Raw genomic sequence first — 24,427 nt, forward strand, 5'->3', positions numbered from 1 at the left:
ACGCGTTCCCGGCGTCACCCACCACCGGCCGGTTCGCGCACGGTTCCTACGAGTTGAGAAGCTGCTCCTGGTGGCGCGGCGGCCGGCCCGCGTGCCACGGCAGCACCTCCCCGAACCGCACCAGTTCGCCGTACTGCGCCGGATCGGCCTTCTCGCGCAGCAGCAGATCGAGGATCGCGACGGCGGCCTGCGCCGGGGTCTGTGCCTGGCTGAAGTCGGTGAACCACGGGCGTGACAGCGGGGTGTCCACGAGCCCCGGGCAGACGGCCGCGACCAGGGTGCCGCGCGCCAGGTCGGCGTCCCGGCGCTCGGCCGCGACCGCCCGCACGGCGGCGACCTGGGCCACCTTGGACGGAACGTTGATCCACTGGGGCCAGCCGAGTTCCCGCTCGGTACCCGCGTGCACGGCGGCCCGCCAGGACTCGACCGCCGCCTCCACCTCGTCGAGCGAGGAGCCGTCGAACAGCGCATGCAGTCGGGCGTCGAGATGACCCAGCGTGCCCAGCGAACTGGCCACGACGATCAGCCGCCCACCGGGGCGCAGTACGGGGCCGAAGGAGCGCAGCACCGCGTGCGCGCCCCCGTTGGCGACATCGATGAAGGCGTCGGCCTGCTCGGACTGCGACCGGTCCGGCGTCAGCATGGCGCTCGCGTTGGACACCACGATGTCCACCCCGCCGTGGCGCGCGCCGAGTTCGGCAGCCAGTTCCCGAACGGCCCGGGCGTCGGTGACGTCGAGGACGCGGCCCTCGACCCGGCTCACGGTGGCCGCGGACGCGTCGACCCGCGCGACGGCCTCGGCGACCCGGTGGGCGTCGCGCCCGGTGAGCAGGACCAGGTCGTCGCGGGCCATCCGGGCGGCGAGCCCTTCGACGAGCGCGAAGCCGAGCCCCTGATTGGCTCCGGTGACAAGAGCGATGCGTGCGTTGGCGGCGATGCGTGCGTTGGTCATGCCCACCACGCTAGGAACACCTCGGGCATGCGTCCAACGAAACCTGCTCAGGTCTGGTATGCGTAACCGTCATGGACTTCACCGACGTCTCGCTGGTCGCCCTGCGTGTCTTCCGAGAGGTGGCCGAGCGGGGCACGCTCACCGCGGCGGCCGGCGCGCTCGGCTACACCCAGTCCGCCGTGTCCCGGCAGATCGCCTCGCTCGAACGGGCCGCACGGGCACCGCTGTTGGAGCGGCGCAGGGACGGAGTGCGGCTGACCGCGGCCGGACACGTCGTCCTGCGGCGGGCCGTGACGGTTCTCGACCAGATCGACGCGACGGCACGGGAACTCGCCGGGCTGCCCGCCGAGGCCGGAACGGTCCGCCTCGGCTGGTTCGCGAGCGCGGGCGCCGTCCTGCTGCCCCGTGCCGTCGCCGCACTGCGCCGCAGCCACCCGGCGATCACCGTGACCACCCGGGAGGGCAGCACCCCCGCGCTGGTCCGTGCGCTGCGGGCCGGCACTCTGGACCTGGCCCTGCTCGCCTCGGCGCCGCCCTTCCGTCCCCTGGACAACGAGTCGCCCGCGCTGACCGTGCGGACGCTCGGCGAACGCAGTCTGCGGCTCGCGGTGCCGGCCGCCCATCCGCTCGCCGCCGCCGACTCCGTCGACATCGCCGACCTGCGGGGGCAGCGCTGGATCGCCGGTTCGTCCGTCGGCGACGAGCGGTTGATGGGCGTCTGGCCGGGACTGGACGAGCGTCCGGTGATCGCCCACACCGCCCGTGACTGGCTGGCCAAACTGCACCTGGTGGCCGCGGGCTGCGGACTGACCACCGTTCCCGCCTCACTGGCCCCCGCGGCGCCGGCCGGTGTACGGATCCTGTCCGTGCGCGGTGGCCCCGAGGAGCGGCGCCGCCTCGTCCTCGCCCGCCTTCCGCACCCCCTGCCGGAGCCCGCCGCCCGGCTGGCCGACGCACTCCGGGCGGCCGCGGCCGACTTGGACAGGCAGGCCTGACGCCGATCCCTTCCGCCTCGCAGGGCGCCCCATCCCGCCCCCTACGGCGACCCCGCCCGCATACGGAGACCCCGCCTGCGCTGCGACGATGACAATGCGTGCGCGGTCATCCACCGACGTGCGGTAAGGTTCGGATGCGCGAACACGCGGGACACCGCGCGGAAGACGCATCGGGACGTGGCGCAGCTTGGTAGCGCACTTGACTGGGGGTCAAGGGGTCGCAGGTTCAAATCCTGTCGTCCCGACTCGAGAGAGTCGTCGGCAAGGGCCGGTTTCGGAGGTATCCGAAACCGGCCCTTGGTCGTTCGTGGGGACCACGTCGACCGGCTCAGGCCGCCGGGCGTTCGTCACGGTGAACGACCGTGACGAGGCGTTCGGGGCCGGCGGTCTCGAGTTCGTCCACGACGGCGACGGCCAGGTCCTCGGCACTGATCCACGATCGCCTGTCGGCGCCGGTGAGCAAGGTGTCGGTGCCGCGCCGGTAGCGGCCGGTTCGTTCACCGGGTTCGAGCAGGGCGGGCGGGCTCAGGTAGACCCAATCGGCACCGGCATGAGCCTGGCAGGTCCGCAACTGGGCCACCCCGGCAGCGGCGACGGTGTTCCATTCGGCGGGCACGTACGCGGGGTTGTCGGCGACCGGCAGATCGCTGCCGTCGGGGCTGCGCAATGCGCCGGCGCCACCGACGACCAGGACGCGGATCCCGAGCTGTGCGGCGATGTCCAGCACCGCACGGGTAGCACCGACCAGGAACTCCTGGTCGACCGGAACGGTCCGCACGGTCAGCACGACGGCGTCCGCGGCGCCGTTCGTGGCAGAGCCTGCAAGCACCTCGCGTACGGCGGGCGAGTCGGTCACACCGACCGCGATCGGCGTCACGTTCGGACCCTCACGCCCGGGCCTCCGGGACAGGGCAAGCACCTGATGTCCGCGTGCCCCGGCCTCGGTGGCCACCCGGCTGCCGACCATCCCGGTGGCGCCGACCACGGCGATCCTCATTCCCGTCCTCATCGAACCGGTCTTCACCGAACCCGGCTGCATCAAATCCGTCCTCCTCGAAGTCGGTCTTCTCGTATGTGATCTCCGGCCCGCCCGCCGCGTGCGATGCCGCCGAACAGGCTCGGTGCATTGAGCTGCGCGGCAAGCAAGGCGGTCAGGGCGAGGACAAGACCAAGGCTCTGCGGCAGGCTCAGTGACTCGCCCATCGCGATGCCGATGACGGTCGCGACCAGCGGAGACAGCAGCACCAGCGGTGCGGACGCGCCGACCGGCAGTTTTCCGATCCCGCGGAACCACAGCGTGTACGCGATCAGCCCGCCCATGCTGCCGAGCCACAGGTAGCCGCCGACAGCTCCGGCGTCGATCCGCTGCGGTACCCCGTCGAACGCGAGAGTGAGCGGGAGCAACAGCAGGCCGCCGACCGTCAGTTGCCAGCCGGCCAGGGTCAGGGGACCGACACCCGCCGGACGGCCCCAGCGCTTGGTGAGGACGACGCCGCCGGCCATGGTGGCCGTATGGCCGAGGCCGGCGAGTACCCCGACGGCGTCCAGCCGAGCCCGCGGACCGAGCACGACGAGTCCGACGCCGATCACGCCGATCACGCCCCACGTCAGTCGCCAGGCCGTCGGCCGGTCGCGGAGCACCGCGACGGCCAGGCCGGCGACCAGCAGCGGTTGGGCGGCGCCCATGGTGGCGGCGACACCGCCGGGGAGTCGTTCGGCCGCCAGGAACAACAGAGGCATCCCGCCGATGTTGAGCAGGCCGAGGACGACGGCCTTCCACCACCATCCCCCGCGCGGGAGCACCCGGGTGATCGCCAGCGCGAGCAGCCCGGCGGGCAAGGCGCGCATCAGGCCGGCGAACAGCGGATGCCCGGGCGGCAACAGCTCCGTGGTCACGACGTACGTGGTGCCCCAGGACGCGGGAGCGAGTGCGGTCAGCGCGACGACTGCAACCTGCTGCGCGTACGAGGTCCCTGGCGGGCCCGATGATCGCTCGGTCAAGGAACGCATGTGATGAAGTCTCAGCACATCCGGTCATGGGTCCAACGCATGGTTGTCATCTCAGCTATGAACCAGAACGATGGTGGTGTGGATCTCCAGCAGATGCGTTACGTCGTCGCCGTCGCCGAAACCCGCAACTTCACCCGTGCCGCGGAGCGCTGTCTCGTGGTGCAGTCCTCGCTCAGTCACCGGATCGCCGGGCTGGAGCGGGAGCTCGGGGTCAAGCTGTTCGCCCGGTCCAGCCGTCGCGTCGAGCTGACCAGTGCCGGAGCGGCGTTTCTCCCGGGCGCGCGCGAATGCCTGGCCGCTGCCGACCGCGCGGCTGCCGACGCCGCCGCCGCGACGGGCGTGGTACGGGGCCGACTCGCCGTCGGCGTGATCGTGACCACGGCTGCCGTCGACGTACCCGAGTTGCTGCAGCGGTACCGCGCCCGGCATCCGGATGTCCACGTCGCCCTCCGTTCCGGACGCAGCGACGATCTGGCGGCGGCGATCCGGAGCAGCGACCTGGACATCGCCTTTCTCGGCCTGCCGGAGGGCGACCGGCCACTCGGTGTGGAAAGCGTCGTGCTCGATCACGACGCGCACGTACTGGTGGTACCGGCCGGGCACCGGCTCGCGGGCGTTTCCCGGGTCACGCTGCGGGAGATCGCCGAGGAGACGTTCGTGGACTTCGTGGCCGGGACGCCCGCCCGGGCCCAGTCCGATCAGGCTTTCGCCGCCGCGGGCCTGGTGCGCGATGTCGCGTACGAGGCCGCCGTCGTCGAGCTGATCACCGGGCTGATCGCGCGCGGACTCGGCATTGCGCTGCTGCCGTCGGCGTTCATCCGGCCTCTCGCCGCCGCCGACCCCGAACTGGCGCTGGTCCCGGTGGTCGACGGACCGCACCGCATCGAGTACCTGGCATGGAGCCGCTTCAACCCGAGCCCGGCCGCCAGGGCGATGCTCGACGTCCTCGGGGTCCGACCGCCCGCACCGGCGCCCTGACCGCGACAGCGCCGGCGGTGTGGTCCTCGTGTCCCCGCCCGCCGGAGGGCGGCAACAGCCGTGCCGGCCCAGGTCTTGAAGGCCATGCGGCACCGCTGGTGAAGCGCCAGGAAGGATCAAGAGGCCGTATCGGCGTCGCTGCGATACGGCCTCTGATCCACGACTCGGTCGAGTCGGGAAAGGGCGGGTCAGGCGTCAGGCCTGGTCCAGCAGTGCCACCAGGGCCTTCCGCAGGGTCGTCCGGGGGTCCTTGGACGAGCCCTCCGACCGCCAGGCGACGAAGCCGTCGGGGCGGACCAGCACCGCGCCGTCCGCCCCGACACCGTGGGCCTCCGCCCAGGTGGTGTCGCCCGCGGGGACCAGGTCCGCCTCGGGCCCGCCGCCGATCCGGTACGAGTCGAGGGGGACGGAGAGCTGCCGGGCCGTGTCCTTCGCCGCCGCGTGCCAGCCGCCGGAGCCCTCCGCCGAGCTCAGCAGCACCATGGAACGCTCGTACAGATCGAGCGTGGAGATCCGGGTGCCCGCGCGGGTCAGCCACATGTGCGGCGCCCTGCTCCCCGGCTCGCCCGTCAGCCGTACGCCCTCGGGCACGACGGGAGCGGCCGGATCGGCACCCAGAACCGCGCCCCTCGGGTAGCGGTAGGCGAGCGCCACATTGAGAATCCCGCCCTTCCTGCCGCCGGGGCCGCCCGGCCCGCCCTGCCCGCCCGCTCCGGGCTCGGGGGTGTACCCGGGGTGGCTGTGCTCCACCGAACGCGACGAGGCGCGCGCGCTCGTCGCCTCCGCGACCGGCCGGCGCTCGGCGTCGTAGGACTTCAGCAGCCCCGGGCCGGCCCACCCGGCCAGCACGGCGGACAGCTTCCAGGCGAGGTTGTGGGCGTCCTGGATACCGGTGTTGGAGCCGAACGCCCCGGTCGGGGACATCTCGTGGGCCGAGTCACCGGCGAGGAACACCCGTCCCTGCGCGTACCGTTCGGCGACCCGCTCGGCCGCGTGCCAGGCCGCACGGCCTGTGATCTCCACGTCGAGATCCGGCACGCCGACGGCCCGCCGGATGTGTTCCACACAGCGCTCGTCGGTGAACTCCTCCAGCGTTTCCCCGTGTTCGGGGTGCCAGGGAGCGTGGAAGACCCAGTGCTCCTTGTTGTCGACGGGCAGCAGAGCACCGTCGGCCGCCGGATCGGTCAGATAGCAGACGATGAACCGGCGCTCGCCGACCACTCCCGCGAGGCCGCGCGAGGTGAACGTGAGGCTCACGTTGTGGAACAGGTCGCCCGGCCCGGTCCGGCCGATGCGCAGCGTGTCGCGGATGGGGCTGCGCGGACCGTCCGCCGCGACGAGATAGTCCGCGCGGATCGTCGTGTGCTCGCCGGTCTCCCGGCTCTTGACCTTCGCCGTCACTCCTTCGGAGTCCTGCTCGAACGACATCAGCTCCGTCGAGAACCGCAGGTCGCCGCCCAGCTCCCGGGCACTGTTCAGCAGCACCGGTTCGAGATCGTTCTGGCTGCACAGGCACCACGCGCCCGGGCTGAAGCGGGCCAGCCCGCCGCCGGGGTCGATCTCCTTGAACAGCCACTCCCCGGCGTCGCCCACCAGGGTCGGCGTCTGGAGGATGCCGTGGTTGTCAGCGAGGACCGACGCCGCCTCCTCGATGCGCCGCTGCACCCCGGCCACCCGGAAGATCTCCATGGTGCGCACGTTGTTGCCGCGCCCCCGCGGGTGCATCGACGTACCCGCGTGACGCTCGACCAGGATGTGCGGCACCCCGAGGCGCCCCAGGAACAGCGAGGTCGAGAGGCCCACCAGCGAGCCGCCCACGATGAGAACGGGCGTATGGAGACCGTTCTCGCCGGCCTCTTCGAATCGGTTCATCGATTGCCTCCAGCGCCGCCTGGGACGCGAGTCAGGAATGGGGATGCAGATTCCATGCCCGGTGCGGGCCGGTTCGCACGGCAGGGGCACCCGGATGGCGCGCGGTTCACTCGCCTGACCCGCGGGGCTCGCGGAGTACCGGGCACGCGGCAACGATCAGCTCATGGCGGCCCCGGCGTTTCGGCTACCGCGGTCGTTCGTGACTTCCGTGACGAAAAGGAGAGGTGTGCCGCAATGTCAAACTCCGGACGGATCTCGCAGTCGGCGTTCGACGGATCGAGGCTTCGGGTGATCCTGCTGCTCGACCTGTACGAAGGCGCCCAGCAGCAGTTCCTCGACGCGTACGAACTCATGCGCAACCAGGTCGCCTCGGTCCCCGGGCACATCAGCGACCAGCTCTGCCAGTCGATCGAGAACCCCTCGCAGTGGCTCATCACCAGCGAGTGGGAGAGCGCCCCGCCCTTCCTCGCCTGGGTGAACAGCGAGGAGCACGTCGAGACCGTCCGGCCGATGCACAGCTGCGTCCGGGACACCCGGTCGATGCGCTACAGCATCCTCCGCGAGACCAGCCCCACCGAACCGCTCACCCCCGAGTCGGCCAGGTCGGCCCGGCAGGTCGAGGCCCGCGAGGGCAACGGGGTCGCGCGCCACGCCCTCACCTTCACCGTCAAGCCCGGATCCGAGTCGAAGGTCGCCGAGATCCTCGCCGGGTACCAGTCGCCCCAGGCCCAGGTCGACGACAACACCCGGCTGCGCCGCACCTCGCTCTTCATGCACGGAAACCGCGTCGTGCGGGCCGTGGAGGTGGAGGGCGACCTCCTCGCGGCCCTGCGCCACGTGGCGCGCCAGCCCGAGGTACGGGCGGTCGAGGAGGCCATCAACCCCTACCTGGAGCAGGACCGGGACCTGAGCGACCCCGAATCGGCGCGGGTCTTCTTCACCCGGGCGGCGCTCCCGGCCGTGCACCACGTGGTCTCCGGCCGCAAGGAACCCGCGAAGCTGAGCCGGCACGCGCTGTACTACCCGGCCCGGACGGGCTGCGGAATGGAGCTGGCCCGGCTCCTCGCCCACCAGGACGAGGCCGCGGCCGACGACAAGAACAGCCCGGTGTACAGCAGCACCGTCTTCCAGCGCGACGACATCGTCGTACGGCTCATCGACATCACCGGCGACCTCGACCTCGACCCCGTCGCCTCCCTGGGCCTCAAGGGTGCCAAGAAGGCCGCCGAACTGGAGCGCCTCCTCGACGGCCCCGCGATCGGCGTCGAAGGCTCCCTGGAGACGGAACGCAACATCAACCGCCTCCTGTCGCACGCCGACATGCTGCCCGTCACCGACCGGAGCTCGGCGGGCTCCTGACGGACCGCCGCCACCCGCGTTCCCGGACGTCCCATCCGACGTCCTCGCCACACCCGGAGGTTCAAGCATGATCAAGCACCATCCACGCATCGTGGACCTGAGCGAGACGGAACCCAACCGCAGGCGCGGAGGAGACATCCGGGCCCTGCTCACGCCCGCCACGGCGGGGTCCACCAGCGGCTTCATGGGCCTGGCGATCATCCAGCCCGGCGAGCGCATCGGCGAGCACTACCACCCGTACTCCGAGGAGTTCGTGTACGTGGTCAGCGGCGCCCTCGAGGTGGACCTGGACGGTGAGGCGTTCGCGCTCAGGCCCGACCAGGGCCTGCTGATCCCGATCGACATGCGGCACCGCTTCCGCAACGTCGGCGACGAGGAGGCCCGCATGGTCTTCCACCTCGGCCCGCTCGCGCCGCGACCGAGCCTCGGCCATGTCGACACGGAGGCCACCGACGACACCGTGCCGAGCCCCGAGTTCATGACCGCCGTGCCCGACCTGTCCGCGCCGGACCACGGACAGCCGTCCGAACGAAGCGGGGCCATAAAGTGACCCGCCGGGTGGCCGTCACCGGCATAGGTGTGGTCGCTCCGGGAGGCACCGGGACAAAGGCGTTCTGGGACCTCCTCGAAGGTGGCCGCACCGCGACCCGTGGCATAACGCTCTTCGACCCGGTGGGCCTGCGCTCGCGCATAGCCGCCGAATGCGACTTCGACCCGCTCGCGCACGGCCTGGACCCCGATCTGGTCGAACACACCGACCGGTACATCCAGTTCGCCGTGGTCGCGGCCCACGAGGCCGTCCGCGACTCCGGCCTCGACACGGACCGGGAAGACCCCTGGCGCGTCGGAGTCTCCCTGGGCAGCGCCGTCGGCGGCACCACCCGTCTGGAACACGACTACGTCCAGGTCAGCGAGCGAGGCCGGCGGTGGGACGTGGACCACCGGGCGGCCGACCCGAAACTGCACCTCGCGTTCGCGCCCAGCACCCTCGCCTCGGTCGTCGCCGAACAGTTCGGGGCACAGGGACCGGTGCAGACCGTCTCCACCGGCTGCACCTCCGGACTCGACGCCGTCGGATACGCCTTCCACACCATCGAGGAAGGCCGGGCCGACGTCCTGATAGCCGGGGCGTCCGACTCGCCGATATCCCCGATCACGATGGCCTGCTTCGACGCCATCAAGGCCACGTCGCCCGACAACGACGACGCCGCGCACGCCTCCCGGCCCTTCGACGCCAACCGCAACGGCTTCGTCATGGGCGAGGGCGCGGCCGTACTGGTCCTGGAGGAGTACGAGCACGCCAGGGCGCGCGGCGCGCACATCTACTGCGAGATCGGCGGCTACGCCACCTACGGCAACGCCTACCACATGACCGGTCTGACCAGCGAGGGCCTGGAGATGTCCCGGGCCATCGACAGCACGCTCGACCAGGCCCGCCTCGACCCCACCCTCATCGACTACGTCAACGCGCACGGCTCCGGCACCCGGCAGAACGACCGGCACGAGACCGCCGCGGTCAAACGGTCCCTGGGCGAACACGCCCACCGGACACCGATGAGCTCCATCAAATCCATGGTGGGCCACTCGCTGGGCGCGATCGGCGCGATCGAGGTCGTCGCCTGCGTCCTCGCACTGAAGCACCAGGTGGTACCGCCCACGGCGAACTACGAAACCCCCGACCCCGAGTGCGACCTGGACTACGTGCCGCGCACCGCACGCCCGCGGAAGCTCAGGAATGTGCTCTCCGTCGGCAGCGGGTTCGGCGGTTTCCAGTCCGCGGTGCTCCTGACCGGGCCGGATGGGAGGACACGATGAGCACTCAGCGCCCCCGGCACGCGGCCGTCACCGGCATCGGTGTCATCGCCCCCAACGGACTGCGCGCCGACGCCTACTGGAAGTCCGTCAGGGAAGGTCTCGGCTTCCTGGACCGGATCACCCGCGAGGGATGCGGACACCTGCCGCTGCGCGTCGCGGGTGAGGTCCGGGCCTTCGACGCCGCGGACCTCATCGAGGAACGCTTCCTCGTCCAGACCGACCGCTTCAGTCACTTCGCGCTGGCCGCGACCGTCCTCGCCCTCGACGACGCGGGCCTCGGAGCGGTCGGCCCCGAGGACGCGTACGACGTCGGCGTGGTCACCGCCGCCGGATCGGGCGGCGGCGAGTTCGGCCAGCGTGAACTGCAGAAACTGTGGGGCCAGGGCTCCAAGTTCGTCGGCCCCTACCAGTCCATCGCCTGGTTCTACGCGGCCAGCACCGGCCAGATCTCCATCCGCGGCGGATTCAAGGGGCCGTGCGGAGTCGTCGCGAGCGACGAGGCCGGGGGACTGGACGCCATCGCGCACGCCGCCCGCGGTGTACGGCGCGGCACGGGCGCGATGGTCGTCGGCGCCGCGGAGGCGCCGCTCGCCCCGTACTCGATGGTCTGCCAGCTCGGCTACCCCGAGCTCAGTACCGTCGAGGACCCCGCTCGCGCCTACCGCCCCTTCACCGAGGGAGCCTGCGGCTTCGTGCCCGCGGAAGGCGGCGCCATGCTCGTCGTGGAGGACGAGCGGCGTGCGCGCGAGCGGGGAGCGGAGGTCCGGGCCCTGGTGGCCGGACACGCGGCCACGTTCACCGGGGCCTCCCAGTGGGAGAAGTCCCGCGAGGGGCTCGCCCACGCGATCCGGGGCGCCCTCACCGAGGCCGGCATCGCCCCGGAGGAGATCGACGTCGTCTTCGCCGACGCTCTCGGTGTCCCGGCGGCCGACCGCGCCGAAGCCCTGGCCATCGCCGACGCCCTGGGGGCGCACGGCACCCGGGTACCCGTCACGGCGCCCAAGACGGGAATCGGACGGGCCTACTGCGGGGCGCCCCTGCTGGACACCGCGGCCGCGGTCCTCGCGATGGAGCACGGCCAGATCCCTCCCACCCCCAACGTGTTCGACATCTGCCACGACCTCGACCTGGTGACGTCGAACGCCCGACCCGCCGAACTGCGTACGGCCCTGGTCCTCAGCAGGGGACTCATGGGGTCCAACTCGGCCCTGGTCGTACGACGCGGCGGCGACCACGCCCGGTAGCCCGGGCCGCACGTGAGGAGAACCACCGAATGATCACCACCGAAGTGACCGTCGACGAACTGGCCGCTCTCATGAAGAAGGCCGCCGGGATCACCGTCGACCCCCGCGAACTCGCGCAGTCCCTCGACGCGCCGTTCGGCACGCTCGGACTCGACTCGCTCGCCCTGCTCGGCATCGTCGGCGAACTGGAGAACCGGTACAGCCGGCCCCTGCCCCCCGACGCGGAGCGCTGCAAGACCCCGCGGGCGTTCCTCGCTCTCATCAACGACACCCTCAAGGCTGGAGCCTGAAGTGGCCGGACACACCGACAACAGCGTCGTCATCGACGCTCCCCTCGACCTCGTGTGGGACATCACGAACGACATCGAGAACTGGCCGCGGCTCTTCAGCGAGTACGCGTCCCTCGAGATCCTGACCCGGGACGGCGACACGACCACCTTCCGCCTCACCATGCACCCGGACGACAACGGCAAGGTGTGGAGCTGGGTCTCGCAGAGAACCGTCGACCGGGCGGGGCGGACCGTCCGGGCACGCCGCGTCGAGACGGGACCGTTCGCGCACATGAACATCCGGTGGGAGTACGAGGAGACCCCGGCCGGTACGCACATGCGCTGGGTGCAGGACTTCGCGATGAAGCCCGACGCCCCGGTCGACGACGCCTGGATGACAGACAACATCAACCGCAACTCCGTCACGCAGATGGCCCTCATCCGGGACCGGATCGAGCAGGTCGCCCGTGAGCGCCGCAGCCCCGCGGCCATGCCCCGCTGACCGCCGGAACCGGCACAGGAAGGACACCCGATGCACCACGCCCTGATCGTCGCCCGTATGGCACCCGACTCGGCTCCGGCGATCTCCGACGTGTTCGCCGCCTCCGACCGGGGTGAGCTCCCGCACCTCATCGGGGTCAGCCGGCGCAGCCTCTTCCAGTTCGGTGACGTGTACCTGCACCTCATCGAATCCGAACGGGACCCGGGACCCGCCATCGCGAAGGTGGCCGGGCACCCGGAGTTCCGGAGCGTCAGCGAGGAACTGTCGGCGTACGTCAGCGCGTACGACCCGCAGACCTGGCGCAGCCCCAAGGACGCGATGGCGCGCTGCTTCTACCGCTGGGAGCGCGACACCGCCTCCTGATCGGCACCGTGACACAACCCGAGGCCGCCGGCTCCGCGACGAAGCGGAACCGGCGGCCTCGGGTTTTCCTCGCGTCGCCCGGTCAGCCCGGGACGGTGCACTCGAAGGCGTGCAGATACGGGTTCACCGGGCGGATCTCGCCGATGACCAGGCCCGCGGCCGTGAGCCGGTCGACCATGCTCTGCCGGGTGTGCTTGGCACCGCCGACGTTGAGGAGCAGCAGCAGGTCCATGGCCGTCGTGAACCGCATCGACGGGGTGTCGTCCACGAGGTTCTCGATGACGACGACGCGGGCGCCGGGCCGGGCGGCCGCGCGGACGTTCGCGAGCGCCCTGCGGGTGCTCTCGTCGTCCCACTCCAGGATGTTCTTGATGATGTACACGTCCGCCTGGACCGGGATGGCCTCGCGGCAGTCCCCGGCCACGATCCGCACCCGGTCGGACAGCGCCCCGCCGCTCCGCAGGCGCGGGTCGGCGTTCTCCACCACGCCCGGCAGGTCGAGCAGGGTGCCGTGCATCCCGGGGTGCTTCTCCAGCAGACTGGCCACGACGTGACCCTGGCCGCCTCCGATGTCGGCGACCGACTTCACGCCCCGCAGGTCCAGGAGCTTCGCCACGTCCTGGGCGGACTGCGAACTGGACGTCGTCATGGCCCGGTTGAAGACGTACGCGGATTCCGGGGCGTCCTCGTTGAGGTACTGGAAGAACTCCTTGTCGTACACGTCCTCGAAGACGTTGCGGCCGGAGCGGACCGCCTCGTCGAGCTGCGGCCAGACGTTCCACGTCCACGGCTCGGTGCACCACAGGGCGATGTACCGCAGGCTGTTCGGGTCGTCCTCGCGCAGGAGCCGGGACATCTCGGTGTGCGCGAACGTGCCGTCGGGGCGCTCCGTGAAGACGCCCTGGCAGGACAGGGCGCGCAGCAGCCGGCGCAGGGTCCCCGGCTGGGTCTTCACCGCGGCGGCCAGATCCTCCGCGCTCATGGGCGTGTCGTCCAGGGCGTCCGCCACACCCAGCCGCGCCGCTGCGCGTACGGCGGCGGCGCGGGCCGCTCCGAAGACGAGTTCCCGCAGCTGCATGGACGGCGGGGGACTCTGATCCACAGTTGTCATTCGTGCCTCGTTTCTGTGTCGTGCCCCACTCAGCACATTCCGGCGGGCTCGGAGACCTTGCAGGTGTTGCTCCGGAACGTGTTGCCCTTGCCGGTGGTGTCGCGGTTGGCGAGGTCGGAGGGACCGTTGCGCAGGACCACGTTGTCGCGCACCTCGTTGCGCTCGCTGAGCGCGCCCACGAAGCTCTTGAACAGGACGATGCCGCCCGACAGCGGGGAGGTGCCCACGTTGTCCTCGACCCGGTTGTGCGTCACCCGGATGTCCTCGGCGCCGGTGAGGACGATCCCCGAGCCCTGGAGTGCGGGCAGCCGCGGGGTCTTGGGGCAGGATTTGTTGTTGGCGTGGATGTAGTTCCCGGTGACGCTCAGGTCGCCGACGCGCGGCTTGTTCTCGTCGCCGACGACGAACACCGCGGCGCAGTTTCCGGTGGCCTCGTTGCGGGCGACGGTCAGGTTCCGCACCCGCCGGACCGTGATGCCGATCCGGTTGCCGCTCATCAGGTTGTGGGCGACCACCGTTCCCTTGGTGTCGCGGGCGCCCTCCTCGGTGGTGACCGTGTTGGAGACGAAGAGACCGGCGTCGCCGTTGTCCCTGGCGATGTTGCGGACGAATCTGGTCCGCACGGACCGCTCCTCGGCGATACCCCACTGGCCGTTCTTCTCGGCGGTGACCCGGCGTACCGTCAACCCGTCGGTGCCGGTCGCCCACAGACCCTGCTTCGAGAAGCCCCTGATGGTCAGTGACGCGATGGTGACGCCGCGGACGCGCTTGCTGTCGGTCCCGGTCACACAGATGCCGTTGCCCGCCTTGGCGCAGGCGTCGGTGGCGGCGGTGTTCGGCACGATGACGGTGGACCTGGCGCTCGCGCCGCGCAGGGTCACGTCCCGCGCGGTGATGGTGACGCTCTCGTGATAAGTGCCGGGGGCGACGACGACGGTGTCGCCCGCTCGCGCCGAGTTCACGGCCTTCTGGATGGATTCACCCTGGCGTACCAGGTGCACCGAGGGGTGGTCGGCGGGCAGGGCTGCGCCCACTCCCGATGCCACGACCACAGCCGTGCACGCGAGGTAGGCCATCTGTTGTCTGGTCATGGGCCGAAGCTATGAAGGGGCGTTCCGGCCCGCCACCGGTGATCGCCCAGGTGGCCTTCTCCGTCACCGTGACGCGCCGGGAGACCTCATGGCGCCGCCCCGGCCGGAGGATCCGGCCGGGGCGGCGGGTGCGGAGCCGAGCCCGCGAGGTGGTGCGTGGGTGACGCGGTGGATCAGGCGAAGTTCGCCAGCGTCTCGTTCCAGGTGGCGGACGGGCGCATGATCTTCGCGGCCTTGGCGGGGTCGGGCTGGTAGTAGCCGCCGATGTCGGCCGGGTTGCCCTGGACCGCGTTCAGCTCGCCGACGATCGTCTGCTCCTGCGCGGCCAGCGTCTCGGCGAGCTGGGCGAACGCCTTGGCGAGGTCCGCGTCGTCGCTCTGGCGCGCCAGCTCCTGCGCCCAGTACAGGGACAGGAAGAAGTGGCTGCCGCGGTTGTCGATGCCGCCGACGCGACGGGTCGGGGACTTGTCCTCTTCGAGGAAGGTCGCCGTGGCGCGGTCGAGGGTGTCGGCGAGGACCTGGGCACGGGCGTTGCCGGTGGTCTTCGCGAACTGCTCGAGGGACGGTACGAGGGCGAAGAACTCGCCGAGGGAGTCCCAGCGCAGGTAGTCCTCCTTGACGAGCTGCTGGACGTGCTTCGGCGCGGAGCCGCCGGCGCCCGTCTCGAACAGGCCGCCGCCCGCCATCAGCGGGACGACCGACAGCATCTTGGCGCTGGTGCCCAGCTCCAGGATCGGGAACAGGTCGGTCAGATAGTCACGCAGCACGTTGCCGGTCACCGAGATGGTGTCCTCGCCGCGGCGGATGCGCTCCACCGACAGCTTGGTGGCCTCGACCGGGGCCAGGACGCGGATGTCCAGACCCTCGGTGTCGTGCTCCGTCAGGTACTCGTCGACCTTGGCGATCAGGTTGGCGTCGTGGGCGCGGGTCTCGTCCAGCCAGAACACGGCCGGGTCGCCGGTGGCGCGGGCGCGGGTGACGGCGAGCTTCACCCAGTCCCTGATCGGCGCGTCCTTGGTCTGGCAGGCGCGGAAGATGTCGCCGGCGGAGACCGTCTGCTCCAGCACCGCGTTGCCGGCCGTGTCGACGAGGCGGACCGTGCCGGTGACCGGGATCTCGAAGGTCTTGTCGTGGCTGCCGTACTCCTCGGCCTTCTGCGCCATGAGGCCGACGTTCGGGACGGAGCCCATGGTCGACGGGTCGTAGGCGCCGTTGGCGCGGCAGTCCTCGATCACGGCCTGGTAGACGCCGGAGTAGGAGGAGTCCGGCAGGACCGCGAGGGTGTCGGCCTCCTGGCCGTCCGGGCCCCACATGTGGCCGGAGGTGCGGATCATGGCCGGCATCGAGGCGTCGACGATGACGTCGGACGGCACGTGCAGGTTGGTGATGCCCTTGTCGGAGTCGACCATCGCGAGGGTCGGGCCCTCGGCGAGCTCGGCGTCGAAGGACGCCTTGATCTCGGCACCCTCCGGGAGCGCCTCGAGGCCCTTGTAGATGCCGCCGAGACCGTCGTTCGGGGTCAGACCGGCGGCGGCGAGCGTCTCGCCGTGCGCCGCGAACGTCTTCGGGAAGAAGGCGCGCACGACGTGACCGAAGACGATGGGGTCGGAGACCTTCATCATCGTGGCCTTGAGGTGCACCGAGAACAGGACGCCCTCGGCCTTGGCGCGGGCGATCTGCTCGGTGAGGAACTCACGCAGCGGCGCGACGTGCATGACGGACGCGTCCACGACCTCGCCGGCCTGCACGGGCACGGACTCGCGGAGCACGGTGGTGGAGCCGTCGTCGCCGACCAGCTCGATGCGCAGCGCGCCGGCCTCGGAGATCACCACGGACTTCTCGGTGGAGCGGAAGTCGTCGACGCCCATGGTGGCGACGTTCGTCTTCGACTCGGACGACCACGCGCCCATGCGGTGCGGGTGGGCCTTGGCGTAGTTCTTGACCGACGCGGGGGCGCGGCGGTCGGAGTTGCCCTCGCGCAGCACCGGGTTCACGGCGCTGCCCTTGACCTTGTCGTACCGGGCGCGGATGTCGCGCTCCTCGTCCGACTTCGGGTCGTCCGGGTAGTCCGGAAGCGCGTAGCCCTGCGCCTGAAGCTCGGCGACCGCGGCCTTGAGCTGGGGGATCGACGCCGAGATGTTCGGCAGCTTGATGATGTTCGCGCCGGGCGTCTTGGCCAGCTCACCGAGCTCGGACAGGGCGTCCGCGATGCGCTGGTCCTCCTGGAGGAACTCCGGGAAGAGGGCGATGATGCGCCCGGCCAGCGAGATGTCACGGGTCTCCACAGTGACACCCGCCTGAGAGGCGTACGCCTGGACCACCGGCAGGAACGAATACGTCGCCAGGGCCGGGGCCTCGTCAGTGTGCGTGTAAATGATGGTCGAGTCAGTCACCGGGTGCTCCGCTCCACGTCTGCAACATTGCTCGACATCAAGATATCTCGTGAGCGCCCCCGGCTCGACAGCGGTCCGTCCCGCGTCGGACCGGTGCGGTGGAAATCCGCCGTCCGGACCCGGCCGGTCCGCCCGTGTGACGACCACGGGCATCCACCCCCTCCCGGTGCCGCGGCCGTGAACGCCCGGTGCGAAGTGAACGCGGGAATCGGCGTTCGAAGGCAACCGAACGGCCCGCCCGTGCGTACTGGTGTGTGATCGGTAATTGATCTTGCGGCGGACACCTTTGGGCCTTCTGCCGCCCGAACGAAAGCGAACCATGAGATATCGCACCAGAGTGACGGCCCCCGCGGCCGCGCTGCTCGGTACGGCGGCCGCGCTCGCCGCCGCCCCCACCGCCTCGGCGCGGCCCCTGGCCTTAAGGCCGGACCAGGGCACCCCGGGTGCCGAGACCCTCGGTGACTCCGTCTACCCGGCCCTCGGCAACGACGGCTACCGCGTCGAGGCGTACCACCTCGACTTCTCGTACGACGCCACGACCCGCCTGGTCGACGCCAAGGCGACCCTGAGGATCAAGGCGACCCAGGACCTCTCGCGCTTCTCGCTCGACGCGCTCGGCCTGGACGTGCGCGCGGTGAAGGTCGGAGGCGTGGCCGCCGGCTTCGAGCAGGTGGACGAGAAGCTGCGGATCACTCCGGTGCGGACCCTGCCGAAGTCCTGCGCCGTCGCGGTCTGTGTCGAGTACGGCGCCGACCCGGCCAGGACGCTGGCGTACACCGCCTGGGTTCCCACCCCCGACGGCTTCGCCATCTGCCCCCAGCCCAACGCGGCGCACACGGTCTTCCCGTGCAACGACCACCCGACGGACAAGGCGGACTTCAGCTTCCGCATCACCGTGCCGAACACCCTGCGCGGTGTCGCGAACGGCTCGCTGACCGGCACGGAGCAGCTCGACGGCGACCGGACCGCGTACACGTACCGTTCGGCCGACCCGATAGCCACCGAGCTGGTGCAGATCACCGTCGGCGACTACGTCGTCAAGGAGCGGCAGGGCCCGCACGGGCTGGGGCTGCGGGACGTCGTCCCGACGGCGCGCGCCGCCGCGCTGGAGCCGGCGCTCGCGCTCACCCCGGGCCTCGTGGAATGGCTGGAACAGCGCCTCGGCGCCTACCCGTTCGAGACGTACGGGCTGCTGCCCTGCAACAACGACGCCGCGAACGCCTTCGACTTCACGGGCCTGGAGACCCAGACCCTGACGCTCTACAAGCCGAACTTCCTGCTCCAGGAGGAGAAGAAGATCGGCTCGCACATGATGCACGAGCTGGTGCACTCCTACTTCGGCAACAGCGTCAGCCCCGCCAACTGGGCCGACCTGTGGCTGAACGAGGGTCACGCGGACTTCTACGGGCTGCTCTACCGCTACGAGCGCGGCTGGGCGGACTCGCTCGGCCTGACCACCATGGAAGCCCGGATGAAGGACACGTACGCCAGGGGCGACCAGTGGCGTCAGTCCTCCGGCCCGGTCGCCGCGCCGAACGCCGTCAACCTCTTCGACAGCCAGCGCTACCTGGGCGGAGTCCTGGTCCTGTACGCGCTGCGCGAGCTGGTCGGCGAGGACGTCTTCAACCGCGTCGAGCGCACGTTCCTCGATCGGTACCGCAACCGCGCGGCGACCACCGCCGACTACGTCGCGGTCGCCACCGAGATCTCCGGAACGGACCAGTCCGGCTTCCTGAACGACTGGCTGTACGGGACGAAGACGCCGCGCATGCCGAACCACCCGGACTGGACGGTCACCCCGGTCGTGTCGAGCCTGGTCGCGCCGCGCAACCGCGCGCCCGGCCACTACCCGGACTCGACCGCCACGCTCTGACCGGGCGGGCGAACGGCCGGGGGCCGGGCGGAAGTCTCCGCCCGGCCCCCGGCCCCGTCTCAAGGCCGCTTCGAGGCGGCCTCGCGCTGATGCGGTATGGCGGTCTCCAGGAAGCCCGTCCCGCCGGACTGGAGCGCGACCGTGCGGGCGGGCGACGGAATCCGGATGCCCTCGTCCCGGTAGCGCTTGTGCAGGGCCTTGATGAACTCGTGCTTGATCCGGTACTGGTCACTGAACTCGCCCACGGCCAGGATCACGGTGAGACCGATGCGCGAGTCGCCGAAGGTGTGGAAACGCACGGCGGGTTCGTGCTCCGGGACGGCGCCGTCGATCCCGGTCATCACCTCGGCGACGACCTCGTTCGTGACCCGCTCGACGTGGTCGAGGTCGCTGTCGTAGCCGACGCCGACCTGCACCAGGAGTGTCATCTGCTGCTCGGGCCGGGTGAAGTTGGTCATGTTGGTGCCCGAGAGCTGGGCGTTGGGGATGATGACCAGGTTGTTGGAGAGCTGACGGACCGTGGTGTTGCGCCAGTTGATGTCGACGACGTACCCCTCCTCCCCGCTGCTCAGCCGGATGTAGTCGCCCGGCTGGATCGTCTTCGAGGCGAGGATGTGCACGCCCGCGAAGAGGTTGGCGAGGGTGTCCTGGAGCGCGAGGGCGACCGCCAGACCGCCCACACCCAGGGCCGTCAGCAGGGGAGCGATCGAGATCCCCAGGGTCTGGAGGACGATCAGGAAGCCGATCGCCAGCACCACGACCCGGGTGATGTTGACGAAGATCGTGGCCGAACCGGCGACGCCCGAGCGGGACTGCGTCACCGACCGGACCAGGCCGGTGATCAGCCGGGCCGCGGTGATCGTCGTGACGAGGATGAGCAGCACGGTCAGCGACCGGTTGACGGTGCGGCCCACCGGCGCGGTCAGCGGAAGCACCGCGGCCGCGGCGGCGACACCTCCGGCCACCGCCGACCACGGTACGACGGTGCGCAGGGCGTCGACCATGACGTCGTCGCCGCTCCAGCGGGTGCGCTCGGCGTGCTTGCCCAGCCAGCGCAGCAGCATCCGCAGCAGGAACGCCGCCAGCAGCCCGGCTGCCACGGCTATTCCGGCGATCATCAGGTCGTCCAGGGTGACGGAGCGCTTCATCGGTGACCTCCTCGGAGACCGTGACCGGGGTGAGGGCCCGCGGGCCGAATGTGCTGTGTAGTCACTTGCCACCTGCTCGAATCCGGGAACGCGCGATCATGCCCGGACGTCTGTTCGTCCTCGTCCGGGGAGACCGCTCATCCTGCCGCATCCGGCTGCCCCTCCGTCACCAGCCCTGTGAGGGACCGCCCTTGACGCCGTCCGGTCCCACCTCGGCCAACGGCCCGACCGCCCACGACAGAGCATGGCTCCGCCCCGGCTGCGGGCGCCCGACGCACCGGCGCCCGCACCGGCGCCCCGCCGGGTGTCACAGGTCGCCGAACGCGCCGTGCCGCCCCGCGCCGGACGCGAAACGGGCCGCGCCCTCCATGCTCTCCTCCAGTACGCCCATGCCGTGACGCAGTTCGGTCCGCATGGCCTCCTTCTCGATGAGGCCCTCCTGGTCGAGGACCGAGGCCCGGTCGCTGCGCAGACAGGACTGCGGGAAGCCGGCGATCTCGGCGGCCAGCCGCTCGGCCTCGGCGCGGGCCCGGCCGACCGGGACGAGACGGTTGGCGAGCCCCGTCTCGTACGCCTCCCGGGCGCCGACCGGACGGCCGGTGAGGATCATGTCCATCGCACGGCTCATGCCGATGAGCCGCGGCAGCCGTACCGTACCCCCGTCGATCAGGGGCACGCCCCAGCGGCGGCAGAACACCCCGAAGACGGCGTCCTCCTCGGCCACCCGCAGATCGCACCAGAGCGCCAGCTCCAGACCGCCGGCCACGGCGTGCCCGGCGACCGCCGCGATCACCGGCTTGGTCAGGCGCAGCCGGGTGGGGCCCATCGGCCCGTCACCGTCCTCGGCGACCTCGTTCCCCTGCGCGGTGCCGATGGCCTTGAGGTCCGCGCCCGCGCAGAACGTGCCGCCCTCGCCCCAGAGCACGGCCACGCGCGCCGTCTCGTCGGCCTCGAACTTTCGGAAGGCGTCCGCGAGTTCGGCGGCGGTCGGCCCGTCCACCGCGTTGCGGGCCGCGGGCCGGGAGAGGACGACGGTGGTGACGTGACCCTGACGTTCGCTACGGACCGGCATCGCGCCGTCCCCTTTCGGCGGCCGGCGCGCCACACCGCGCGCCGTGGTTACTCCTCGGTATCACAGCACGCGGCACACCGCACGGCCCGGGGCGGAAAGGCGCTCGTCCCCTCGCGTCCCCTCGCGTCAGATCACCTTCCAGCGGACCAGCGCCCCGAGCGTGAGCGCCCCCGGCAGCAGCGGCACCCACACCGTGATGATCCGGTACGCCAGCACTACCGCGGTCGCCACGGCCACCGGACCGCCCGCCGCGACCAGGGTCACGACCAGCGCGGCCTCCACCGAACCGAGCCCTCCGGGCGTCGGCACCATCGCGACCGCGATCGTCGCCGCCAGGTAGGCGATCATCATGTGCGTGGGTGACACCGGGAGGTCCAGCGCCCGTCCCACCGAGGCCAGCCCGGCGGCCTGGAGCAGCGGGAACGCGAGCGAGCCGCCCCACAGGGCGAAGGCGCGCGAGGGCCGGGTGTGCACCGAGCGGGCCTCTCCGAGAGCGGTGCGCAGGAAGGAGAGGACGGCCGTGCGCAGCCGTCGTACGAGAGCGAGCACCGCCAGCGCGGCGCACAGGGCCACGACGACGCCGAGCAGCAGCGGTCCGATCGCAGCCTCCGGTATCAGACCGTCGACCCGGAGCGCACCGGGGAACGCGATCAGCAGGCCGAGCAGCAGGGCCAGCCGGGCGATCGCCTCGGCCAGCAGATACAGCGCGAGCGCGGCCGAGGAGCGGGCGAGCGGCACCCCGCACACCGTCATGAACCGCAGATTGACCGCCCCGGCGCCCAGCCCCGTCGGCAGCAGATGGTTCGCGGCACCCGCGGCGAACTGCGTGGCGAGCAGCCGGCGAGCGGGCAGCCGTTCCATGACCGCGCCCTGCCGGGTCACGGCCGCGGCCACCCAGGTCAGACAGGTCGCGGCGGCCGCGGCGACGAGCCAGGGCCACTCGGCCGACCGCAGATGGCCGAAACCCTCGACGAGCACGGCCCGGTGGCGCACGGCCACCACGAGGACCAGCGCGAGCGGGAGCAGGCACAGGAGCGGCCGGACGGCGGGCCGCAGGGTGAGGCGGCGGGGGAGCCGGGGCAGCGCCCGGGGAAGTCGTACGGCTGTCACATTCGGAGAGGTTTTCCCCGCCGCACCAACGTGAGGTTGCGGGCGCGGGGACGGTGGCTGACGCGCCGGGCAAGCCGCGGGAGGGGTGGCCCCCGGGTGCCCGGTGCCGACCCCGCTGTTCACCTCGACGCCCACCGCGGCACCGATTCCGGTACCCCGCACGGTGCTCCGCAGGGTGTCCACCGCGGTGTCCGCCCTGGTCCCGAGCGCGGAGCCGCCCTCGGCGTCCGCGGAGCCGCCCTCGGGAGCCCATCCGAGCGAGTGGGCCCGCCCGGATCCGTTGACCTCAACAAAGCTTGAGGTCCTACTGTCTCTCTTATGAGCATGGAGACCACAGCCTGGACACAGTTGCACAGTGTCATGAACGCCCAACAAGAGCGTCGTCCCTTCGACCGCGCGACCCTGCGCCGCATCGCCGCCTTCGCCCGCCCGCACCGCCGTCGTATCGCGCAGTTCGTCCTCCTCAGTGTGGTGACCGCGCTGCTGGCCGTCGCGACGCCGGTGCTCGCGGGGCATGTCGTGGACACCATCGTGGCCCACGGGGACGAGAGCACCGTCGTCCGTCTTTCCGTGCTCATCGCCGTCATCGCGCTCGCCGAGGCGGCCTTCGGGATTCTGGGCCGCTGGCTCTCGTCGACGCTCGGCGAGGGACTCATCCTCGATCTGCGGACGGCTGTCTTCGATCATGTGCAGCGCATGCCGGTCGCGTTCTTCACACGTACACGTACGGGCGCGCTCGTCAGTCGACTCAACAACGACGTGATCGGCGCCCAGCGCGCCTTCAGCAACACCTTGTCCGGCGTCGTCGGCAATCTGGTGACCCTGCTGCTCACCCTGGTCGTGATGCTCACCCTGTCCTGGCAGATCACCCTGCTCGCCCTGTTGCTGCTGCCGGTGTTCGTGCTCCCCGCCCGCCGGATGGGCAGCCGGATGGCCAAGCTCCAGCGGGAGGCGGCCGACCTCAACGCCTCCATGGGCACCCGGATGACCGAGCGCTTCTCCGCGCCCGGCGCCACCCTCGTCAAGCTCTTCGGGCGGCCCGGGGAGGAGTCCGCCGAGTTCGCGGCGCGCGCGTCGCGGGTGCGGGACATCGGGGTGCGTACGGCGATGGCCCAGTCCGCCTTCATCACCGCCCTGACCCTGGTGTCCGCTCTGGCGCTCGCCCTCGTCTACGGGCTCGGCGGCTGGTTCGCCCTGCGGGGCACCCTGGAGCCGGGCGCCGTCGTCTCACTGGCACTGCTGCTCACCCGGTTGTACGCGCCGCTCACCTCGCTGGCCGGGGCGCGCGTCGAGGTCATGAGCGCCCTGGTCAGCTTCGAGCGCGTCTTCGAGGTGCTCGACCTGAAGCCGCTCATCGAGGAGAAGCCGGAGCCCCGCACGCTCCCGGACGAGCCCGCCGCCGTCGAGTTCGAGGACGTCCGGTTCGCCTACCCCTCCGCCGACAAGGTCTCCCTCGCCTCCCTGGAGGAGGTCGCGGCCCTCGACACCCGGGGCGGCGACGAGGTCCTGCACGGCATCTCCTTCCGCGCCGAACCCGGCCAGACCGTCGCGCTCGTCGGCTCCTCGGGCGCCGGCAAGTCGACGATCGCGCAACTGCTGCCGCGCCTGTACGACACCGACGCCGGCACCGTACGCATCGGCGGGGTCGACGTCCGTGAGCTCAGCGCAGCGTCGATGCGCGCCACCCTCGGCATGGTCACCCAGGACGGGCACCTCTTCCACGACTCGGTCCGCGAGAACCTGCTCCTCGCCCGGCCGGCCGCGACCGAGGACGAGCTGTGGGACGTGCTGCGTCGGGCCCGTCTCGAGGAGCTCGTACGGTCGCTGCCCGACGGCCTCGACACCGTGGTCGGCGAGCGCGGCTACCGGCTCTCCGGCGGCGAGCGCCAGCGCATGACCATCGCCCGGCTGCTGCTCGCCCGCCAGCGCGTCGTCATCCTGGACGAGGCCACCGCGCATCTCGACAACACCTCGGAGGCGGCCGTCCAGGAGGCGCTCACCGAGGCACTGGAGGGCCGCACGGCCGTCGTGATCGCGCACCGGCTGTCGACGGTACGGGCCGCCGACCTGATCCTGGTCGTCGAGGCGGGCCGGATCGTCGAGCGGGGCACCCATGAGGCCCTGCTCGCGGCGGACGGGCGCTACGCGGAGCTGTACCGGACACAGTTCAGGACAGGCAGGCACGACGAGCCGCGGATCCCGGTCACGGCGGACGCGACGCCCTAGAGGCGAACGGGCGACGCGAACGCCGTGGCCACCTGATCCCTTCG

The 24,427-nt window shown here is 71.3% G+C and carries 21 protein-coding genes and 1 tRNA gene; 12 read left to right on the forward strand and 10 right to left on the reverse strand.

Annotated elements, in window-relative coordinates; all coding sequences use genetic code 11:
• Window positions 1–46: 46 nt before the first annotated feature.
• Window positions 47–952, reverse strand: a complete 906-nt coding sequence (locus OG410_RS35735; RefSeq protein ID WP_329302924.1) for an SDR family NAD(P)-dependent oxidoreductase — start codon at window positions 950–952, stop codon at window positions 47–49.
• Between the two features lie 71 nt (window positions 953–1,023).
• Between OG410_RS35735 and OG410_RS35740 the strand changes: the two genes are divergently transcribed.
• Both OG410_RS35740 and OG410_RS35745 read left to right on the forward strand, forming a co-directional pair.
• A complete protein-coding gene (locus OG410_RS35740; protein ID WP_329302925.1) occupies window positions 1,024–1,947 on the forward strand; it encodes a LysR family transcriptional regulator in 924 nt (307 codons plus the stop codon).
• A 171-nt stretch (window positions 1,948–2,118) separates the two neighbouring features.
• Window positions 2,119–2,192: transfer RNA gene (locus tag OG410_RS35745), tRNA-Pro, on the forward strand.
• A gap of 83 nt (window positions 2,193–2,275) precedes the next feature.
• Here the strand turns inward: OG410_RS35745 and OG410_RS35750 are convergent.
• On the reverse strand, window positions 2,276–2,944 hold the full coding sequence (locus OG410_RS35750) for an NAD(P)-dependent oxidoreductase (RefSeq protein WP_329302926.1): 669 nt from the start codon (window positions 2,942–2,944) through the stop codon (window positions 2,276–2,278).
• A 41-nt stretch (window positions 2,945–2,985) separates the two neighbouring features.
• Window positions 2,986–3,957, reverse strand: a complete 972-nt coding sequence (locus OG410_RS35755; protein ID WP_329302927.1) for an EamA family transporter — start codon at window positions 3,955–3,957, stop codon at window positions 2,986–2,988.
• A 78-nt stretch (window positions 3,958–4,035) separates the two neighbouring features.
• Between OG410_RS35755 and OG410_RS35760 the strand changes: the two genes are divergently transcribed.
• Entirely contained in the window at window positions 4,036–4,935 is a 900-nt protein-coding gene (locus OG410_RS35760) for a LysR family transcriptional regulator (protein WP_329304367.1), read from the forward strand.
• A gap of 195 nt (window positions 4,936–5,130) precedes the next feature.
• On the opposite strand, the gene OG410_RS35765 is transcribed toward OG410_RS35760, so the two are convergent.
• A complete protein-coding gene (locus OG410_RS35765) occupies window positions 5,131–6,807 on the reverse strand; it encodes an FAD-dependent oxidoreductase (protein ID WP_329302928.1) in 1,677 nt (558 codons plus the stop codon).
• 234 nt (window positions 6,808–7,041) lie between these two features.
• On the opposite strand from OG410_RS35765, the gene OG410_RS35770 reads away from it, so the two are divergent.
• The 7 genes from OG410_RS35770 (at window position 7,042) to OG410_RS35800 (ending at window position 12,359) form a co-directional block, all read left to right on the forward strand.
• On the forward strand, window positions 7,042–8,166 hold the full coding sequence (locus tag OG410_RS35770) for a SchA/CurD-like domain-containing protein (RefSeq protein ID WP_329302929.1): 1,125 nt from the start codon (window positions 7,042–7,044) through the stop codon (window positions 8,164–8,166).
• A 67-nt stretch (window positions 8,167–8,233) separates the two neighbouring features.
• Window positions 8,234–8,716, forward strand: coding sequence for a cupin domain-containing protein (locus OG410_RS35775; RefSeq protein ID WP_328672847.1), 483 nt, complete (start codon window positions 8,234–8,236; stop codon window positions 8,714–8,716).
• Window positions 8,713–9,981, forward strand: coding sequence for a beta-ketoacyl-[acyl-carrier-protein] synthase family protein (locus tag OG410_RS35780; RefSeq protein ID WP_329302930.1), 1,269 nt, complete (start codon window positions 8,713–8,715; stop codon window positions 9,979–9,981). Before OG410_RS35775 ends, OG410_RS35780 begins: the two co-directional genes overlap by 4 nt.
• The gene (locus tag OG410_RS35785; protein WP_329302931.1) at window positions 9,978–11,225 is read left to right on the forward strand and encodes a ketosynthase chain-length factor; all 1,248 of its coding nucleotides are present in this window, start codon (window positions 9,978–9,980) and stop codon (window positions 11,223–11,225) included. The genes OG410_RS35780 and OG410_RS35785 overlap by 4 nt, the downstream gene beginning before the upstream one ends.
• 29 nt (window positions 11,226–11,254) lie before the next feature.
• Complete coding sequence (locus OG410_RS35790) at window positions 11,255–11,515, forward strand: acyl carrier protein (protein WP_329302932.1); 261 nt, start codon at window positions 11,255–11,257, stop codon at window positions 11,513–11,515.
• A gap of 1 nt (window position 11,516) precedes the next feature.
• A complete protein-coding gene (locus tag OG410_RS35795) occupies window positions 11,517–11,996 on the forward strand; it encodes an SRPBCC family protein (protein ID WP_326784245.1) in 480 nt (159 codons plus the stop codon).
• Window positions 11,997–12,026: 30 nt separating this feature from the next.
• Window positions 12,027–12,359, forward strand: coding sequence for a TcmI family type II polyketide cyclase (locus tag OG410_RS35800; protein WP_329302933.1), 333 nt, complete (start codon window positions 12,027–12,029; stop codon window positions 12,357–12,359).
• An 82-nt stretch (window positions 12,360–12,441) separates the two neighbouring features.
• On the opposite strand, the gene OG410_RS35805 is transcribed toward OG410_RS35800, so the two are convergent.
• From OG410_RS35805 to OG410_RS35815, 3 genes are all read right to left on the reverse strand, one after another.
• On the reverse strand, window positions 12,442–13,470 hold the full coding sequence (locus OG410_RS35805; protein WP_329302934.1) for a methyltransferase: 1,029 nt from the start codon (window positions 13,468–13,470) through the stop codon (window positions 12,442–12,444).
• Between the two features lie 29 nt (window positions 13,471–13,499).
• Window positions 13,500–14,561 carry a right-handed parallel beta-helix repeat-containing protein gene (locus OG410_RS35810; RefSeq protein ID WP_329302935.1) on the reverse strand — a complete coding sequence of 354 codons (1,062 nt, stop codon included), beginning with the start codon at window positions 14,559–14,561 and terminating at the stop codon, window positions 13,500–13,502.
• A 173-nt stretch (window positions 14,562–14,734) separates the two neighbouring features.
• Entirely contained in the window at window positions 14,735–16,954 is a 2,220-nt protein-coding gene (locus tag OG410_RS35815) for an NADP-dependent isocitrate dehydrogenase (RefSeq protein ID WP_329302936.1), read from the reverse strand.
• Window positions 16,955–17,273: 319 nt separating this feature from the next.
• Between OG410_RS35815 and OG410_RS35820 the strand changes: the two genes are divergently transcribed.
• Window positions 17,274–18,827, forward strand: coding sequence for a M1 family metallopeptidase (locus OG410_RS35820; RefSeq protein WP_329302937.1), 1,554 nt, complete (start codon window positions 17,274–17,276; stop codon window positions 18,825–18,827).
• 59 nt (window positions 18,828–18,886) lie between these two features.
• Here OG410_RS35820 and OG410_RS35825 read toward each other — a convergent pair whose 3' ends face one another.
• The 3 genes from OG410_RS35825 to OG410_RS35835 form a co-directional block, all read right to left on the reverse strand.
• Window positions 18,887–19,975, reverse strand: a complete 1,089-nt coding sequence (locus OG410_RS35825; RefSeq protein ID WP_326784240.1) for a mechanosensitive ion channel family protein — start codon at window positions 19,973–19,975, stop codon at window positions 18,887–18,889.
• A gap of 307 nt (window positions 19,976–20,282) precedes the next feature.
• Window positions 20,283–21,047 (reverse strand): crotonase/enoyl-CoA hydratase family protein, encoded by a 765-nt coding sequence (locus OG410_RS35830; protein ID WP_329302938.1) that lies wholly within the window; start codon window positions 21,045–21,047, stop codon window positions 20,283–20,285.
• Window positions 21,048–21,173: 126 nt separating this feature from the next.
• Entirely contained in the window at window positions 21,174–22,157 is a 984-nt protein-coding gene (locus tag OG410_RS35835; protein WP_443063838.1) for a lysylphosphatidylglycerol synthase transmembrane domain-containing protein, read from the reverse strand.
• 324 nt (window positions 22,158–22,481) lie between these two features.
• Between OG410_RS35835 and OG410_RS35840 the strand changes: the two genes are divergently transcribed.
• Complete coding sequence (locus tag OG410_RS35840) at window positions 22,482–24,383, forward strand: ABC transporter ATP-binding protein (protein WP_329304371.1); 1,902 nt, start codon at window positions 22,482–22,484, stop codon at window positions 24,381–24,383.
• Window positions 24,384–24,427 lie beyond the last annotated feature (44 nt).

Origin of the sequence: Streptomyces sp. NBC_00659 (genome assembly GCF_036226925.1) — a bacterium.
In the GTDB taxonomy this organism is placed as follows: domain Bacteria; phylum Actinomycetota; class Actinomycetes; order Streptomycetales; family Streptomycetaceae; genus Streptomyces.